Origin of the sequence: Sedimenticola selenatireducens DSM 17993, assembly GCF_000428045.1 — a bacterium.
Classification (GTDB): domain Bacteria; phylum Pseudomonadota; class Gammaproteobacteria; order Chromatiales; family Chromatiaceae; genus Sedimenticola; species Sedimenticola selenatireducens.
This window is the reverse complement of record NZ_ATZE01000010.1, coordinates 84,905-101,369: the sequence shown is the minus strand read 5'-3', so window position 1 is coordinate 101,369 and position 16,465 is coordinate 84,905. Positions and strand designations below refer to the sequence as shown.

Here is a 16,465-nt window from a genome sequence, read left to right as displayed (position 1 = left end):
ATGCAAAGTAGGGGGAAGTGGATGGGTGCCGGGGTGTTGATGGTCCTGCTTTCGGCGGTGTTCGTCTGGTGGGCCATGCTGCCGCGAACACCGAGGGAGCTGTTTCTGGCGCGTTGCTCCAGTTGTCACGAACTGCGAATTGCGCGTCTGTGCGAATTTGAACCGGCGTTGCGGCCAGCCATTGTCGATGTAATGCGCCATGAACACGGCGCCGACCAGGTGATCAGTGCCGAGGAGGCGCTGGCTATCCGGGACTACCTGAAGGAAGCTTTAATATGTCCATGAATTGCTCATATCAACCGATACAGAGTCTGGAGCAGCAGGTGCTGGAAAGCTTGCGCCAACTCAGTCTGAGTGACGGCGGTCCGGATGTCGTTAGCGCCGGCCAGGTGTATGACGTGGTGGCCACGGCGGGTGCCGTCCGTGTGCTGCTGGACCCGGAGCGGATTGCGGAGGATGCATTGGAACCGCTGGCTGATGCGATCATCCCGCTGGTGGAATCCCTGCCGGGTGTTGAGCGCGCTGTGGTAAAGCCGCGCCCCCGCTCCATTGCCGGGCGTGACTCGTTGCCGGGTATCCGCCACGTGGTGGGTGTGCACAGCGGCAAGGGTGGGGTGGGCAAGTCAACCCTGACGGCCAATCTTGCCGTGGCTCTGGCGCAGCAGGGGTACGCCGTGGGATTGCTGGATGCCGATGTCTACGGACCCTCGGCGCCGACCCTGCTGGGGGTGAGTGGACGGGCAGAAACCACGGCGGCGGGCGATTGTATCGCTCCCCGGGAGGCGTTCGGCGTACGCATGATGTCGATCGGCCTGCTACTGCCCGAGGCGCAGGCCCTGATCTGGCGTGGATCCCTGGTGGACGAGGGGCTGCCGCAGTTGTTCAACGATATAGACTGGGGCGCCCTGGATATCCTGCTGGTGGACCTGCCTCCGGGAACCTCGGACGTGCATCTGGCGGTGGCCCGTGTCGTGGCACTGTCCGGCGTGATCACCGTCACCTCCCCGGGACAGGTGGCCATCGATGACGTGCGGCGTGGGCTGGAGATGTTTGCCGACCTGGCGGTCCCCTGCCTGGGGCTGGTGGAGAACATGGCCGGGGTCAGTTGCCGGCGTTGCGGACATGTGGGTGCCCTGTTTGGTGCCGGCGGGGCCACCGGGCTGTCAGACCTGACCGGTCTGCCGCTGCTGGCCAGTCTGCCGTTCATTCCGGAGGTGGCGGTGGGTTCTGACAGTGGCGAGCCGGTGGCCAGGGAGAGTGCCGGTAACGGGGCGTTATTCCATGCCCTGGCGAGCCGAATCGCCGATGATCTGAAACTGGCTGTGCGGAAGGAGGCAGGGGTATGAGCGGATTACCGGAGTTTCCCATTGACGTGCAGGTGAATAGGGGCGATCCCGGAAGTGAGCAGGCCTGGTATGCCGAGCCCCAGGCGCCGGTTGCCGGGATCGAGGATATCGTCCTGGTGGCCAGCGGCAAGGGCGGGGTCGGCAAATCCACCGTCACCGTCAACCTGGCCTGCGCCCTGGCCCGGGCCGGCAAGCGTGTCGGCATCCTCGATGCCGACCTGTACGGTCCGTCGATCACCCGCATGATGGGTACCGACCGCGAGCTCCCGGTGGATGACGAGGGACGCACCCTGCCGGTGCAGAATCACGGCGTCTGGACCGTGTCGGTGGGTAACGTCCTGCCACCCGAGGCGGCGCTGGTGTGGAAGGGACCCTTGGTGACCCAGGCCCTGACCCAGATGTTCCACGATATCGCCTGGCCGGAGCTGGATATCCTGCTGGTGGACCTGCCGCCCGGCACCGGTGACGTTCCGCTCACCATACTGGAGCAGATTCCGGTCACCGGCGCGGTGCTGGTGACCACTCCACAGAAACTCTCGGTGGTCGATGCGGCCCGGGGAATCGCCATGTTTCACGACCTCGATATCCCGGTGTTCGGCCTGGTGGAGAACATGGGCAGCTACCTCTGCCCATGTTGTGGTGAGGTGCAGCCGCTGTTCCCCGATGGTGCGGCAAAGGCCCTGGCCGGACGCAAGCATGTCAAGTTCCTGGGCGGCGTGCCACTCGATCCGGAGGGGCAGATGCTGGCCGATGGTGGTCTGCCACTGGTGATTGGTCGTCCCGAAAGCGTGGCTGCCGCCGCTTTTTCCGATCTTGCCCTGGAGGTGAGTGAGGCGGTCGGGCGGGAGCGCGCATCCCGGACGCGGGAGAGCAGCGATGAGATGCGCTCCAAACACGAAACCTTTTGGGAAAATCTGTTGGATGATTAACGCTGGAAAAACACGTTAAAGAGAGGCTCGTAGGCTGGGGTTCGCTGGCTCACCCATCGAGCTGTAGGAGGTCAGCCCCGGGCCGAATCACGGCGAGGGCGCCGCTCCTACAGGTGGTGGGCCTTAGCTCGGTAGAAGGGTGGGCTCGCTTTTTGTGCCCACGCTACAGGGTTCACCAAATTGGTCCAGTACGGGTGGATAAGCCGCCAGGCGCATCCACCAATCCGGGAAACCGCGGATTAATCGATTGAGGTAGGGTTATGAGTGAAGAGACCAAACTGTTTGTACAGTACCAACCAGAAGCTGAGGATATGCAACAGGAGGCGGACGCCTGGCTGGCCGGTGCTGATGGCCTGGTGATCAATCCGTGCGGCTGCACCCCGGAACGGCTGGGGAATCTGGTGTTTGAGACCGCGCTGCTGCTGGCGGGTGATCCGGCGCGTGATGTGGAGTGGCGTGAAGATGGCGAACGTAGCCGCTGGATCTGTGACCAGGGACTGGAAGCGACCGCCCGACTGCAGGAGCGTTGGCCCGGCCTGCACTGGGTGCCCCGGCTGACTGTCTTCAAGCCGGAAACCAGTTATCGATTCTCAGGACCTGCGGTCGGCGAAGGGTTCTCCTTCTACATGCCGGATACGGCGGCAATAAAGGGTTGGCGGGTGAGTGATGGCGAGACCTTGCTTTCCGAGGCGGTCACCCGGGCCGCCGAGCTGGGGTTCGATTCACTGTGGCTGCACTCCGAAGCGGCCGAGTCCCGTGGCAAGGGGCTGGATCTGGATGTGCTGGACAGGGTTCGGGGTGGCCCCCTGTCGATCTGGCTGTCCGGTGGTGTTTCCGAATTGAAGTACCTGCAAAACCTGGCCCGGGCTGGCGGCGCATCGGCGGTGGTGGTTGGTGAGGCTCTGGCCCGGGAGTCCGGCATGGAACGACTGAGGCAGGCGCTGATTCCCCGCGTGCCGCTGCAGCAGGTGCCCATCCGCATAGGTCAGGGAGATGCCCCGGCAGGCACGGTGTGAGGCCCCTGTTTATCCTGCTGCTCCTGGCGGTGTTTCTGCTGCTGGGGTCTGGCGACCTTTCTGCCCGTTGGCCAGGCGTCAGCCCCGGGCAGTTGCAGGCGTGGCTGGATACAGCCGATCCGCCGTTGATCCTGGATGTGCGTGGCCGCGCTGCGTATCGTGCCGGAACCCTTGCCGGGGCGCTGGATGGCGGAGTCGAACCGAGCGGCTTTTTGCCTGATGGTGGCGGGGGGCTGGTGTTGTTGCTGCCGGAAGGTGCCTCCGAACAGTTGGTGGAGGCCTGGTTTGCCCGTCTCACCGACGCCGGTCACCAGGTGTGGATACTGGAGGGTGGCATCGCGGGTTGGGTCGAGGCAGGCGGTAGTGTGGAGATTCCGCAATCCACCTACACCCGGCCTGGCAGTGTCCCCTTTCTTATTCCCAGGGGCTTGTGCGAGGGCGGCAGCCCGTCCCAGGTGTTTGATTGAGGATGTTGACCGCAGTAGTCAGGCGACCGGTAACCCTCCCAGGAATAGTCGGGAAGCATCTGTCCGGATTTGATTTGGCACGGGTTGTGGTTCTGTTTTTTTTTCCGCTGCTGGCCTGCTCCGAAACCGCTTACCCCCCTGATGAGTCGGCCTCTTGCGCCGCTTGTCACCCGCGGCAACAGGCCGGGTTTGAGCGCAGCCGCATGGCCGTGGCGGCGCGCACCGAAACGTTTCTCGATGAATGGCGGCGCAAGGGTGAACCGAAGGCCTGCCTTGGTTGTCACTCCCCCTCGGGTTCCGAAGGTGTCATCTGCACCGATTGCCATGGTGCGAATGGACACCCCTATCCTGCCCTGCAAGTGCCGGAGGTCTGTGCCCGCTGCCATGATGCGCCGGGAGAGATCACGCTGCAGGGCTTCCTCGACTCGCCGGCGGCCCGCCGGGGCGAGGACTGCCTGACCTGCCACCTGCAAGGGAGTGGCAACAGTCATGATTTCCGGGGGCCGACCCGGCCCGGCTTTCTGCAGGGCATCGCCACCTTGAGGATGGCCTTTCGGCATGATGCGGAGGGCGGGGTTGCGCTGCTGCAGATTCGGCACCGCGCGGGACACGCCTTGCCGGGCGGAACCACTGGACGCGCGGTCTGGCTGCTGGTTGAACAGCGCGACGCACAGGAGCGGATGCTGGACAGTCGGCGCTACCGCTTCGGATGGCTCCATTCGGCCAGCGCCGGCTGGCGGCAGAACACACTGCCGCCAGGTACGGGCCGTGTGCTCGAAATCCCGCTGCATGAAGCAGCCGGGGTGATTCGTGCTAAGCTGGTTTATCGCTTCAGGGCGGGGGAGCTGGACGAGGTTGATCCCGACCAGGTGGTGCTGGTGGAGCTGGCGCGATTCGTGCCAACCAGGGCGGAGCGGGAGCGATGATGGGTACAACAAGACCGCTCATGTCGAAGGCGAGTGGCCACATGACGGGTTGCCGGGTGCTGTTGAGATGATCAAGGGCCGAACAACAATTCGCTGTATTCTGCTGATGGCCTGCCTGCTAATGGCGGGTAATCTGTTGGCCAGCAGCGAAAAGACCTATCGAATAGGCCTGACCGCGGTGATCCTTACCGATCAGACATCCTTTCTCAAGGAGTGGCAGGACTACCTCTCCAACTCCCTGCAGCGCCCGGTCCAGTTCATCCAGCGCCAGACCTACGAGGAGGTGACGGATCTGCTGCTCGGCGGGGACCTGGATGCGGCCTGGATTTGCGGTTTTCCCTATGTACGCAACCGGGAGCAGCTGAAACTGCTGGCGGTGCCCCTGTTTAACGGCGAGCCACTCTACCGCTCCTATCTGATTGTTCCCACCACCGATAGCGTGAGCCAGGGTATCGTGGATCTCAAGGGCAAGGTGTTTGCCTACTCCGACCCGAACTCCAATTCCGGCTTTCTCTACCCCCAGGTCAGTATGATCAGGGAGGGGCTGGAACCGAAGCATTTCTTTTCCAAGACTTTTTTTGCCTGGGCGCACCGGGATGTGGTGAAGGCGGTGGCCGATGGCGTGGCCCAGGGTGGCGCGGTGGATGGCTATGTGTGGGAGACACTCTCCCGGCATGAACCGGCGCTGACAGCCGGCACCCGCCTGGTGAGCAAGTCTCCGCTGTTCGGGTTTCCGCCGCTGGTAGTGCGCAGGGATATTTCCCCGGCGAATTTTTCCGCCTTGCGCAACGCCCTGTTGAAAATGGCCTCCGTTACCGAAGGCAGGCGACTGTTGCAACGTCTGAATCTGGATGGCTTCACGGAGGGCGAGGACAGCCTGTACGATGGCGTGGCCGAGTCGGTGCGGATACTGGAGGATGCCCAATGAAGATGGGGGATATCAGCTACCGGATCAAGGTGCCGCTGATGTTCACCCTGGTGATTCTGATCACCGCCAGCGTAGTCACGCTTGCACTTACCTGGCGTGCTTACGAGGAGCTGCGCGAGGAGGTGTTCAACAATGCGGTGGAGATTGGCAGCGTGCTCTCCAACAGCCTGCCCAACGCCATGTTGCACGATGATCTCTGGGGCGCCTACCGCCTGGTGCAGGCGGCTGAGGGGTGGTCCGGGGAGACATCCAGCCGCTTGCTGGTAGTGCTGGACAAGGATGGTCGCATCTATGTCTCCAATCGTCCCAAGGAGCTGGCGGTAACCACGCCGTTGCGTGCGCACGGGGCGGAATTGGCGCGTGTTGAAGCGGAGGTTTTGAGGTTGACCGGCGACCTGCGGCCGCGTCCCTACGAATACCCGAATGACCAGCGCCTCTATGTGATCCTGCCGATGTTGAGTGACGGGGTTGCCATGGGCACACTGGTGATCGGCTATGACCGGGCACTGTTCTGGCCAAGGTTTATTGCCATCGTTGAGCGGGTGGTGGTTTCCGCCCTGCTGGTAACGGTTCTGCTGTTGCCGTTCGGCTGGTATCTGGGCAATCGAATGGTCAAGCCGCTCGGCCACCTGGCCAACTGCATGTCCAAGGTGGGACGTGGCAGCAACGAGGAGATTACCTGTGACCTGCGCCAGGGCAAGGACGAGATAGGCCGGCTGGGGACCAGTTTTCAACAGATGCTCGGTGAGCTGGATGAGAAAGAGCGCCTGGAATCCGGTATGCTGGCTTCTGAACGGCTGGCTGCCGTTGGCCGGTTGGCGGCGGGGGTGGCCCACGAGATCAACAATCCGCTGGGAGGTATGTTGAACGCGCTCAATACCTTTCGTCGCTACAGTGAGACAGACGCGTTGGGCCGGGAAACTTTTGATTTGATTGAACGGGGGCTGCAACAGATTCGGGAAACCGTTTCCGCACTGCTGGTGGAGGCCAATCCGCGCAGCCACAGTCTGAGCCCCAAAGATGTCAATGATGTGCGCATGCTACTGCTGGCGGACGTTAGTCGAAAGCAGATCAGGCTGGATTGGCGCAATTGCCTGGAGGGGGATGTCGCGTTGCCCTCGACGCCGATCAGGCAAGTACTGATCAACCTGTCGCTGAATGCCGTGCAGGCCTCCCCGGAAGGGGGGGCGGTACACTGCCTTGTGGAAAACCGTGAAAACCGGCTCTGCCTGAGCGTTGTCAACGAGGGACCGAACATCTCCCGGGAGCAGAAGCTGAGCCTGTTCGAACCCTTCTCCGAGAACGCCACGGGCAATGGTCTCGGGCTCTGGGTAACCTACCAGCTGGTGCACCAGCTGGAGGGTAATATTGAGGTAAAATCCCGTGGCGGAAGAACACAGTTTGTTGTGGAATTGCCGATAAAGGAGACGTAGTGATCAACACCTCTCGTCTGTGCCTGGTCGAGGATGATGCCATCATGCGTGCCTCTCTGTGCCAGCGTTTCAAGATCGAAGATATTGGCTGCGACTGCTTCACCCATGCCGAAGAGGCCCTGGGCGCATTGGCGGAGCGGCAGTATGCAGCCCTGATCAGCGATATCCGGCTTCCGGATATGAGCGGTGAAAACCTTTATATCCGGCTGCTGGATTCGGAACGACCACCTCCTCCCACCATCTTCATCACCGGGTATGGCACCATCGACCAGGCGGTACGCCTGCTCAAGCTCGGGGCCAGGGACTACATTACCAAGCCATTTGATCTCGATGATCTGCTGGCGAAACTGAGGGAGGTGTCACCCTCGTTGTTCGAGGACATGCATCAGGGCAATGCGGAGCTTGGGGTGTCCCCGGCAATGCGGCAAATCAAAAACACCCTGGACCGCCTGGCGGCGCACCGGGTGGATCTGCTGATAACCGGGGAGTCCGGTGTCGGCAAAGAGTATGCGGCCCGCTATTTCGCCCAGCGTTACAATAAGGGTACTGACAAGCCGTTTATCGCCATCAACTGCGCCGCACTGCCCGAGGATCTGCTGGAGGCCGAGCTGTTCGGCCACGTCAAGGGAGCCTTTACCGGTGCCACCAAGAGTCGGCGCGGGATGTTCGAGCAGGCCAGTGGCGGGGTGCTGTTTCTCGATGAGGTGGGCGAGACCTCGCCGCGCATGCAGGCCAAGCTGCTGCGTACCATTCAGGAACGGGTGGTGCAGCCGATCGGCAGTGAGGATCAAATTCCAGTGGATGTGCGCCTGGTCTACGCCACCAACCGGGATCTGAAGGCGATGGTCGATCGCGGGGAGTTTCGCGAGGACCTCTATTTCAGGATCAACGTGGCCCACGTGCACATCCCGCCGCTGCGGGAGCGTAAAGAGGATATTCTCTGGCTCGCTCATCGCGTCGTGGAAAACTATTTCAATGAACACCAGGCGCGTCGATTGATTCTGCCCTTGACCGAGCGTTACCTGGAAGCGCAGCCATGGCCGGGCAACCTGCGTGAATTGGCGAATGCCGTGGAACGGGCCTGCATCCTCTCTCCACAGGAGGTTCTGGGCCCGCGCGAGTTTGGCGCTTCCGGGGAGGAGCCGTTGTTGTCACCGGATCACCTCTCTCTGAAAGAGGCGATGGAGCACTACGAAGAGCGCCTGCTGCGGGAGACCCTGGAGCACCATGAATGGCGCATAGCCGAGACTGCGGAAAGTCTCGGCATCAGTCGAAAGAACCTGTGGGAGAAGATGAAGCGGTACGATATTTCGCAACCGGCTTGAGGTGGTGGCTGTTACGCATCAAGTACACAATAAAGACGTACGCCACCGTCGATCTCCTTTACCTTGAGCCGTGGCAGAAGCACCGCCTGCACGGGATAGCGGGCCTTGTGGTGTTCCGGGCGAAGCCGTTCTCCATAGGCAATACCGCTGATCTTCAATTGCTTTTTACGATGACGCTCATCCAGATCGTCCACCTCTTCAAGTGACTGCGTCACGAAGCGCTTGAAGACCCAGCCGTTGTCCATCTGGAACAGCAGTTCCGAGAGCAGGCCGACCACGGTGGTCGGTATGTCGAAGCCGTACCAACTGATCGGAACCTCCTCCCGCTCCTCCACCGTCTCCTGATCCCACATAAAAAGACAGAGCGCGGTTGAGGCCGCATCGAACATCTCGTTATGGTCCCGGGCGATCACCTCCAGGCCCACGCCGCCCTTGGGGTCCTCTGTAAAACTGTAGTTTGCCATGGTGTCTGTTCCGTATTTTCTGTAGGGACGGCATGTCAGCGGCTCCGTCCTTTCCGGGGAAGTCACCAATGGTATCACTATGATAGCCGGTTCGCAGTGCTCGCCCCCGGGCGCGGCCCTGGTTTACCGTCAACCTTTCTGCGTCTCCGGCTGCCTTTGGCTCTCTTCGATTTGAGGAAGGCCAAAGGAGAGCAGCGCCGTGGCCAGTACGAAGGCCGCCGACCACCAGAGGCAGCCCTCCAGCCCCTGGGTCTGGTAGGCCCAGCCGGAGAGCACCGTACCCGCCAGGCGGCCGCCGGCGTTGGCCATGTAGTAGAAGCCGACGTTCATGGAGACCCGCTCGTGATCCGAGTAGGCGAGGATCAGGTAGGAGTGCACGGCGGAGTTGATGGCGAAGACGATGCCGAACAGAATCAGCCCCACGATCAATACCCACTGCGCCGGCCAGTCCTGTTGCAGGCCGAGGGCGATACCTGCCGGGAACAGCAGCAACACAAAGGCCCACAGGCGCGCCGTGTCGCCGCCTGTTTGTTTCAATGGGGCGGAGTCTCCACCTGTTTTCAATCGAGTCTGACCCCATTGAAAAAGGCGGAGCAGTCGCGGGGCGTTGGCCTGCACCAGGCCGTAGCCGATCACCCAGAGGGCGAGAAAGCCCCCCACCTGGCTGAACGACCAGCCCAGCACTTCGTAGAGAAACACCGGCAGGCCGACCACGAACCAGACATCGCGCGAGCCGAACAGGAAAAAGCGTGCTGCCGCCAGTCGGTTGATGGCCGCGACCTTGGAGAATACCTGGGTGAATTTCGGCTTGGATTTCAACTTGCCGACGCCGGACGGTAGCAGCAGGGCGGTGGTGATCAGGACAATCACCAGCATCCCGGCCAGCAGGGCCAGGGCGCCGCGAAATCCGACCCACTCCAGCAACACGGCACCGATAAAGAAGCCCGCCCCCTTGAGCGCGTTCTTGGACCCGGTGAGTATCGCCACCCATTTGAACAGCTTTCCCTCGCCGCCGCTGCTCAGGTACTTGACCGAGGCCTTGGCTGACATCTTGTTCAGATCCTTGGCGATGCCGGAGAGCGCCTGGGCCGCCATCACGTAGGGGACCGAGAGCCAGGTATCCGGGACTGTGAGCGCTAGTAACGCCAGCACCTGCAGTCCCATACCGATGTGCATGGTCAGGTTGAGGCCGATGCGTGCCCCCAGCCAGCCACCCACCAGGTTGGTGACGATGCCGAAGAACTCGTAGAACAGGAACAGCATCGCCACCTCGAACGGCGAATAGCCGAGCAGGTGGAAATAGAGCACCACCAGCATGCGAATGGCGCCGTCAGTAATCGTGAAAGCCCAGTAGCCGGCGGTTACTACGAAGTAGTTGCGAAGTCCCTGTTCCATACTGCTTACAGGCTGGATGCTACTTTGCTCGCCAGATCCATCAGCCGGTTCACATAGCCCCACTCGTTGTCGTACCAGGCGTAGATTTTTACCTGGGTGTTGTCGATAACCATGGTGGAGAGGGCGTCGACGATCGACGAACGGGGGTCGTTAAGATAGTCCACCGAGACCAGGGGTCGCTCTTCGTAGCCGAGAATACCGTTGAGTTCGCCCTCGGCAGCCGCCTTGAAATAGCCGTTGATCTCTTCCACAGTTACAGGACGCGCCGCCTCGAACACGAAGTCGGTGAGGGAGGCGTTGAGCAGCGGCACCCGTACTGCCAGGCCGTTGAGCTTGCCGGTCAGTTCCGGGAAAATTTTGGTGATGGCTCGCGCCGAGCCGGTGGAGGTGGGAATCAGCGACTGGCCGCAGGCACGCGCCCGGCGCAGGTCCTTGTGGCCCTTGTCGATAATGGTCTGGGTGTTGGTGATGTCGTGGATGGTGGTCATCGAGCCGTGCAGGATACCGACCTGTTCGTGCATCACCTTGACCACCGGCGCCAGGCAGTTGGTGGTGCAGGAGGCGGCGGTGACCAGGTGGTGTACTTCCGGGTCGTAAAGCTGGTCGTTGATGCCGTAGACGATGTCCAGGGCCCCCTCGGTGGGCGCGGCCACGATTACCTTTTTCACCCCCTGGTTGAAATAGTGTTGCAGGGTTTCCGGCTTCTTGTGGTGCTTGCCGGTGGCCTCGATCACGATGTCGCAACCAGCCCAGTCGCTGTCGGCTATGCCCGGGTTGCTACTGTAGTCGAGCGCCTTGCCCTCGATGAGGACCTGTCCCCCTTCCGTGGTGGCCTCCCGCTCCCAAGTGCCGTGTACCGAATCGAACTGCAACAGGTGGGCCGACCCGGCTGCGTCTGTAGCGATTTCGTTGATACGGATGAAGTCGAATTCCGGCCGCTGCCAGCCGGCGCGCAGGCCCAGCCGCCCCATGCGGCCGAAGCCGTTGATGCCTACCTTGATGGTCATGCCTGTTCAGTGCCTCGCTGCTTGTTAACTTGTAGGTTGGGGTGAGCCTGCGAACCCCAACGNGTTTTCATGTGTGTGCGTCACGATGTTGGGGTTCATTCCTCATCCCAACCTAGGGATTCGTTGCCTGTCGGAATACCCGCCGCGGATCACAACTCGTAGTCGCCGCTGTAGGGCGCCTCGCCCTGTACCACCGGCAGGGTCAACTCGTTGCCCCAGTGGGACCAGCCGCCGTTATAGAGTCGCACGTCTTTGTGACCAAGATATTTCAGCTGCAGATAGGCCAGGCTCATGCGGAAACCGTCGTGGCAGTAGGCGTAGATGGTCTTCTCTTTTGGCACATCCCGGTACAGCGCCGCCAGCTCCTGATCGGATTTCCACTTCTGACCACTGGTTCCCTCCAGGCTCACCACGTTGACCGCGCCGGGGATATGGCCACCCTGGATGGCGTGCGCGATCACCTGGCCGGTGTACATGTCGCGGGGCCGCGCATCCAGCAGCACTACCCCGGGATCACGCCGCGACAGCACGTCGTCATAAACATCGGTCCACTCGACGAACAGGGCCGGGTTGGCCGCTTTCAGGGTCACGCTCCCCGTCGCCCGTTGTGGCGTCGGCTCCTTGCTCATCTCCTCAAAGGCGCTCCACTCTACGGTGCCGCCATTGAGGATCTTCACCTGCGCCATGTCGAAGCCGTACAGCTCCAGCAGGTAGTAGAGGCGTGACACCAGGGCGGTGTTGGAGTCGTCATAGAGCACCAGGGTGGAGTCGTCGTTGACCCCCCAGTGGCGCAGGGTCGCCTGGAACGCCTCCCGCGAGGGGAAGCGCATCAGGGGGCTGCCCTGGTTGTCCCCCAGGTCCCGGAAGCGTTGCACCTGCACTGCCCCCGGGATATGGCCGACGGTGTAGTGGCGGTGCGGATGATAGCGCGCCTCCAGGACGATCAGGTTCTCCTCGTCGATATGCTCTGCGAGCCACTCCGAATCGACCAGAAAGGCAGGGGCGGCCCAGCCCAGGGTGGGTAAAAGAAACAGCAGGGCGGCAAGTCCCTTGTTGATCAGATTCACAGTTATCCTCCAGGTGATTTTATGGCCGATTCATACCAGCCTTTTGTGTTATTGACGATCTTGACGACCGAGAGCATGACCGGCACCTCGATCAACACCCCGACCACGGTGGCCAGCGCGGCGCCGGACTCGAAACCAAACAGCACGATGGCGGTGGCCACCGCCAGTTCAAAGAAGTTGCTGGCACCGATCAGGGCCGAGGGTGCCGCCACGCAGTGGGCGACACCGAATCGGCGATTGAGCAGATAGGAGAGGCCGGAGTTGAAGTAGACCTGGATCAGGATCGGCACCGCCAGCAGGGCGATGATGGTCGGCTGCGCCAGGATCTGCTCGCCCTGGAAGCCGAACAGCAGCACCAGGGTAATCAACAGGGCCAGCAGGGAGACGGGACCAAGCCGCTCCAGGGTGCGTTGCAGGGCGGCCGGGCCGCCACTGTTCAGCAGCAGTTTGCGCCACAGCTGGGCCAATGCCACCGGCACAAGGATGTAAAGCACTACCGAGAGAAACAGGGTGTCCCAGGGCACAGTGATGGCGGAGAGTCCCAGCAGCAGCCCGACGATGGGGGCAAAGGCGAAGATCATGATGGTGTCGTTCAGCGCCACCTGGGTCAGCGTGAAGTGGGGTTCACCGTCCGACAGGTTACTCCAGACGAAGACCATGGCGGTGCAGGGGGCAGCGGCCAGCAGGATCAGTCCGGCGATATAGCTGTCGATCTGATCGGCCGGCAGCCAGTCGGCGAACAGGCCGCGGATGAAGAGCCAGGCCAGCAGGGCCATGGAGAAGGGCTTGACCGCCCAGTTGACGAACAGGGTGACACCGACCCCGCGCCAGTGCTCCCGGACCTGGTGCAGGGCACTGAAATCGATCTTCAGCAGCATGGGGATGATCATCAGCCAGATCAGGACGGCCACCGGGATATTGACCTGGGCGACTTCCATCCGACCCAGCAGCTGGAACGGGACGGGCAGCAGATGGCCCAGCAGGATGCCGGCAACGATGCAGAGAAAGACCCAGAGGGTCAGGTAGCGTTCAAAAAATCCCATCCTGGCGCCACTCTGCTGTTTGGCGACGGTTTCACACTGGCTGGACATGGGGGCTCCCGCTGGTCAGGTGTTGATGATGAGGTTGCGTCAGCCGGTGCAAAGCTCGGTGGCGCGCTGGTTTGTTGCATGCAGCTTGTTGCTGTCTCCGGCGAAGGGCTCCTGGTCAGCGATTCCGTCGGCGGTAGTCTGGATCACCCCGGCAGCCCACTCCGGCAGGCCGGGGCTGATGCGGTAGTGAATCCACAGCCCCTCCTTGCGATCAATCACCAGCCCGGCCCTGCGCAACGCGGCCAGGTGGTGGGAGATCTTGGGTTGAGGCAGATCCAGCGCCTCGGTCAGTTCGCAGACGCAGAGCTCGTCATGACGGCTGAGCAGGGCAATACAGCGCAGGCGGGTGGGGTCGGAGAGGGCCTTGAAGAAGGTGCTGGGTTCCATATCTATAAATATCTATATATACCAATTTAGATATATATTTTAGCGATTCGTCCGACTATGGCAAGCGCTGTTTTTTGAGCGGGGTGTTCTCGTCGATCGGCTTAGCCGTGGTCAATCAGGGCGCGTCGGGTACCCCCAATTAATGCCCTGCATGGCCATGTTCAAAAGAGTGATCGATGGTGAGGGAGGCGTTTGCGGTCGGCGCTACAGAAAATATTTTTGGGTTAATTGGCGTACTAAATGTGTTGTTTAACTCAGGCGAGATAGGAATGTGACCGCCGTCAATTTTATAAGTTGATGAATATCAAAGAATTAATAAATTAGTTCGTCAACTGGCTACCAACATACTTCTGAACATTCAGATCCAGGGCAATACAATTTTACCGCTCATTTTTAAAGGGAATTTAACCTGAGTATCGGGTGTTTTGTTTGCGGATGGGTAGTGGCCTCGTTCGCAAGTCCTTTTGATAATTTTAATTAGGTTGCGAAGTAGTTATGCATCTCAATAAATATAACAGTATTTTTAAATCATCCCTTGCCTCTTCCTTACTCATATTCAGTAACAGCCTGTTCGCGGCAGATTCCCAGAGTGGTGATGCGGATCCGGTATCCGACGAAGCGATAGACACCATCAGTGTCACAGCGTCCCGAATCGCCCGTGGCACCAAAGAGGTGCCGGCGGCGATCAACGTGATCGATTCCAAGCGTATTGATGCTGAGCAGATGCAGAACATCAAGGATGCGATCAGGGGCACTCCGGGTGTACTGATTGAATCGAAAAATGGCGGTTACGATTCGCGCCTGATCATCCGGGGAGCCGGTCAAAAAGCCAACTACGGTGTGCGTGAAATCATGGTGATTCGTGATGGCGTACCCATGACCGATCCCGACAGTTTCTCACGCTTCGATTTTATCGATACCCAGGATATCGAACGTATTGAAATCACCAAAGGACCCGGGTCGTTGTACGGCAGCGGTTCATCGGGCGGTACGATCCAGATTATTTCCAAATCCGTATTCGACGTGGATGGCAACCGGGTCAAGCTCGGAATTGGTGAAGATGGACAGGAGAATCTGCATTTTCGTTACAGTCAGGAGTTGAATGACAGCAACAGTGTCCTGCTGACCGGCTCCCATCGGGCCGCCGATAACAACTGGCGTGACTGGAATAACTTCGATACCCAGCAGTTGAGCCTGAAGCATGGGTTGATGCTGGATAGCGGTGCGACGCTGGAAACCGAACTCAGCTATTCCCAGGCGGACCTGCAGTTGCCCGGGTCGCTTACCGAAGCTGAATTTGAAACCTACCGCAACACCGGCGAACAGCACAACACCAGCAGCCAGTGGCAACACAGCGGTCGCTATTCAACCATCTGGTTCTTCAATACCCGTTATGAGCAGGAGTTCGGCGACCTGGTATTCAAGCCCCGCTTCTATTTCAACAGCTGGGATCACTATCATCCGGTCACCGGGGCGATCAACGACAATCCCGGCACCAATGTGTTTGGCACCGATCTGGAGTTTGCCTACAGCCATAACCTGTTGGGCGACAGCACCCTGGTGGGTGGTGTGACCGCGCGGCTGGACAAGACAGACGGGTCCAAGAAATATCAGTATGCGGACGTCGACACCGTTTTTGTTGATCCAGATGGACCTTTCGGGCCAAGTCCGTTCGTCAATCAGATTGTCCGAACTCTCTCTGATCGAAAGGGTGCCCTGTTATCCACGGAGGACTCCGCCAACACCCTGTTTGGCCTGTTCCTGCAGGAGACGGTACGACCGACCGACCGGCTGACCATCGACGCCGGGTTCCGTTTTGACCGGATGAATTTCGATATTGAGGAGATCGCTTATGGTGAATATGACTGGGGCACCAAAAGTTACGATACCTTCGGCGCGCCGGTCACCACCAAGACAGACACAAGCTTTGATCTTTTCTCGCCCAAACTGGGTGCCACCTATGCCCTGAACAAGACCTACAGCGTCTACGGCATGGTGGCGCAGTCCGGCCAGGTGCCATCGGAGTCGGAAATTCAGAGCAACTCCAATCTGGATGCGGCAACCGCAACCAATGTGGAGATTGGTTTAAAGGCCAGAGCAAAGGATTGGAACCTTGATCTCTCCCTCTACAGGACCACTGTGACAGACGAGATTGTCTCGGTGCTTCAGCCTGGTAACCAGAGTGAATTCCAGAATGCGGGAGAGACCCTGAAGAAGGGCTTTGAGCTGAGCGGTAATGTGGCACTGGGCCGGCACTTCTGGCTGGGTGCCAACTACGCCTACAGTGATTACCGCTATCAGGACTTCAATGAGCTTGTGAGAATAATGGGGGTTCTTACTCCCTTCGACCGTTCAGGCAACCAGACCCCCTTCGTGCCCAATCACCAGTACAGCCTGAGTCTCGACTATGATCACCCGTCCGGTTTCAGGGCGCGTATCCAGGCCGACACCTGGGGCAGTTATTACATGGATAACGCCAATACGGAAAAGTATGACGGGTACGATTTTCTCACCAGCCTGATGCTCGGTTATGAGACCGGTGCGCACAAGGTGTCGTTGAACGTGGATAACCTGTTCGACAAGCGTTTCGCCACCGAGGTGAAAAAGGATACCAGCGGCACCAAAACCTATAGTGCGGGTTCACCCCGTACCGCAATGCTGAACTACACCTACAGCTTTTAACG

Annotated in this window: 16 protein-coding genes; 10 read left to right on the top strand and 6 right to left on the bottom strand. The window is 60.2% G+C overall.

Annotated features, from left to right (window positions below; genetic code table 11):
* The first annotated feature begins 21 nt into the window (after positions 1 to 21).
* The 9 genes from A3GO_RS0109240 to A3GO_RS0109200 all read left to right on the top strand — a co-directional run bounded on the left by A3GO_RS0109240 (position 22) and on the right by A3GO_RS0109200 (position 8,370).
* Positions 22 to 285 (top strand): hypothetical protein, encoded by a 264-nt coding sequence (locus tag A3GO_RS0109240; protein WP_029133155.1) that lies wholly within the window; start codon positions 22 to 24, stop codon positions 283 to 285.
* The gene (locus tag A3GO_RS0109235; protein WP_169720395.1) at positions 282 to 1,346 is read left to right on the top strand and encodes an Mrp/NBP35 family ATP-binding protein; all 1,065 of its coding nucleotides are present in this window, start codon (positions 282 to 284) and stop codon (positions 1,344 to 1,346) included. Before A3GO_RS0109240 ends, A3GO_RS0109235 begins: the two co-directional genes overlap by 4 nt.
* A complete protein-coding gene (locus A3GO_RS23320) occupies positions 1,343 to 2,275 on the top strand; it encodes an Mrp/NBP35 family ATP-binding protein (protein WP_051302061.1) in 933 nt (310 codons plus the stop codon). Before A3GO_RS0109235 ends, A3GO_RS23320 begins: the two co-directional genes overlap by 4 nt.
* Positions 2,276 to 2,535: 260 nt before the next feature.
* Positions 2,536 to 3,291: a HisA/HisF-related TIM barrel protein gene (locus A3GO_RS0109225; protein WP_029133153.1), complete on the top strand. Its 756-nt coding sequence runs from the start codon at positions 2,536 to 2,538 to the stop codon at positions 3,289 to 3,291.
* Positions 3,288 to 3,758, top strand: coding sequence for a rhodanese-like domain-containing protein (locus A3GO_RS0109220; protein WP_029133152.1), 471 nt, complete (start codon positions 3,288 to 3,290; stop codon positions 3,756 to 3,758). Before A3GO_RS0109225 ends, A3GO_RS0109220 begins: the two co-directional genes overlap by 4 nt.
* 2 nt (positions 3,759 to 3,760) lie before the next feature.
* Positions 3,761 to 4,684, top strand: a complete 924-nt coding sequence (locus A3GO_RS0109215; RefSeq protein WP_037375023.1) for a hypothetical protein — start codon at positions 3,761 to 3,763, stop codon at positions 4,682 to 4,684.
* A gap of 67 nt (positions 4,685 to 4,751) precedes the next feature.
* Entirely contained in the window at positions 4,752 to 5,612 is an 861-nt protein-coding gene (locus A3GO_RS0109210) for a substrate-binding domain-containing protein (protein WP_245621700.1), read from the top strand.
* Positions 5,609 to 7,045 carry a HAMP domain-containing sensor histidine kinase gene (locus tag A3GO_RS0109205; RefSeq protein WP_029133149.1) on the top strand — a complete coding sequence of 479 codons (1,437 nt, stop codon included), beginning with the start codon at positions 5,609 to 5,611 and terminating at the stop codon, positions 7,043 to 7,045. The genes A3GO_RS0109210 and A3GO_RS0109205 overlap by 4 nt, the downstream gene beginning before the upstream one ends.
* Entirely contained in the window at positions 7,045 to 8,370 is a 1,326-nt protein-coding gene (locus tag A3GO_RS0109200; protein ID WP_321527339.1) for a sigma-54-dependent transcriptional regulator, read from the top strand. Before A3GO_RS0109205 ends, A3GO_RS0109200 begins: the two co-directional genes overlap by 1 nt.
* Before the next feature lie 11 nt (positions 8,371 to 8,381).
* Here A3GO_RS0109200 and A3GO_RS0109195 read toward each other — a convergent pair whose 3' ends face one another.
* The 6 genes from A3GO_RS0109195 to A3GO_RS23310 form a co-directional block, all read right to left on the bottom strand.
* Positions 8,382 to 8,834, bottom strand: coding sequence for an archease (locus A3GO_RS0109195; RefSeq protein ID WP_029133147.1), 453 nt, complete (start codon positions 8,832 to 8,834; stop codon positions 8,382 to 8,384).
* A 129-nt stretch (positions 8,835 to 8,963) separates the two neighbouring features.
* Positions 8,964 to 10,229, bottom strand: a complete 1,266-nt coding sequence (gene arsJ, locus A3GO_RS23315) for an organoarsenical effux MFS transporter ArsJ (RefSeq protein WP_037375021.1) — start codon at positions 10,227 to 10,229, stop codon at positions 8,964 to 8,966.
* 5 nt (positions 10,230 to 10,234) lie between these two features.
* Entirely contained in the window at positions 10,235 to 11,236 is a 1,002-nt protein-coding gene (locus A3GO_RS0109185; RefSeq protein WP_029133146.1) for an ArsJ-associated glyceraldehyde-3-phosphate dehydrogenase, read from the bottom strand.
* Positions 11,237 to 11,385: 149 nt separating this feature from the next.
* Positions 11,386 to 12,303 carry a sulfurtransferase gene (locus A3GO_RS0109180; RefSeq protein WP_169720394.1) on the bottom strand — a complete coding sequence of 306 codons (918 nt, stop codon included), beginning with the start codon at positions 12,301 to 12,303 and terminating at the stop codon, positions 11,386 to 11,388.
* 2 nt (positions 12,304 to 12,305) lie between these two features.
* Positions 12,306 to 13,394 carry an ACR3 family arsenite efflux transporter gene (arsB, locus tag A3GO_RS0109175; RefSeq protein ID WP_029133144.1) on the bottom strand — a complete coding sequence of 363 codons (1,089 nt, stop codon included), beginning with the start codon at positions 13,392 to 13,394 and terminating at the stop codon, positions 12,306 to 12,308.
* A 39-nt stretch (positions 13,395 to 13,433) separates the two neighbouring features.
* Positions 13,434 to 13,781 carry a metalloregulator ArsR/SmtB family transcription factor gene (locus A3GO_RS23310; RefSeq protein WP_051302059.1) on the bottom strand — a complete coding sequence of 116 codons (348 nt, stop codon included), beginning with the start codon at positions 13,779 to 13,781 and terminating at the stop codon, positions 13,434 to 13,436.
* A 495-nt stretch (positions 13,782 to 14,276) separates the two neighbouring features.
* Here A3GO_RS23310 and A3GO_RS0109165 point away from each other — a divergent pair, with 495 nt between their 5' ends.
* The gene (locus tag A3GO_RS0109165) at positions 14,277 to 16,463 is read left to right on the top strand and encodes a TonB-dependent receptor (RefSeq protein ID WP_051302057.1); all 2,187 of its coding nucleotides are present in this window, start codon (positions 14,277 to 14,279) and stop codon (positions 16,461 to 16,463) included.
* Positions 16,464 to 16,465 lie beyond the last annotated feature (2 nt).

Coding starts and splice junctions, on each gene's coding strand:
- A3GO_RS0109210 (WP_245621700.1), top strand. CDS start 4,752: ATGATCAAGGGCCGAACAACAATTCGCTGTATTCTGCTGATGGCCTGC.
- A3GO_RS0109205 (WP_029133149.1), top strand. CDS start 5,609: ATGAAGATGGGGGATATCAGCTACCGGATCAAGGTGCCGCTGATGTTC.
- A3GO_RS0109185 (WP_029133146.1), bottom strand. CDS start 11,236: ATGACCATCAAGGTAGGCATCAACGGCTTCGGCCGCATGGGGCGGCTG.
- A3GO_RS0109195 (WP_029133147.1), bottom strand. CDS start 8,834: ATGGCAAACTACAGTTTTACAGAGGACCCCAAGGGCGGCGTGGGCCTG.
- A3GO_RS0109240 (WP_029133155.1), top strand. CDS start 22: ATGGGTGCCGGGGTGTTGATGGTCCTGCTTTCGGCGGTGTTCGTCTGG.
- arsB (WP_029133144.1), bottom strand. CDS start 13,394: ATGTCCAGCCAGTGTGAAACCGTCGCCAAACAGCAGAGTGGCGCCAGG.
- arsJ (WP_037375021.1), bottom strand. CDS start 10,229: ATGGAACAGGGACTTCGCAACTACTTCGTAGTAACCGCCGGCTACTGG.
- A3GO_RS0109235 (WP_169720395.1), top strand. CDS start 282: ATGAATTGCTCATATCAACCGATACAGAGTCTGGAGCAGCAGGTGCTG.
- A3GO_RS23310 (WP_051302059.1), bottom strand. CDS start 13,781: ATGGAACCCAGCACCTTCTTCAAGGCCCTCTCCGACCCCACCCGCCTG.
- A3GO_RS0109165 (WP_051302057.1), top strand. CDS start 14,277: ATGCATCTCAATAAATATAACAGTATTTTTAAATCATCCCTTGCCTCT.
- A3GO_RS0109215 (WP_037375023.1), top strand. CDS start 3,761: ATGTTGACCGCAGTAGTCAGGCGACCGGTAACCCTCCCAGGAATAGTC.
- A3GO_RS23320 (WP_051302061.1), top strand. CDS start 1,343: ATGAGCGGATTACCGGAGTTTCCCATTGACGTGCAGGTGAATAGGGGC.
- A3GO_RS0109225 (WP_029133153.1), top strand. CDS start 2,536: ATGAGTGAAGAGACCAAACTGTTTGTACAGTACCAACCAGAAGCTGAG.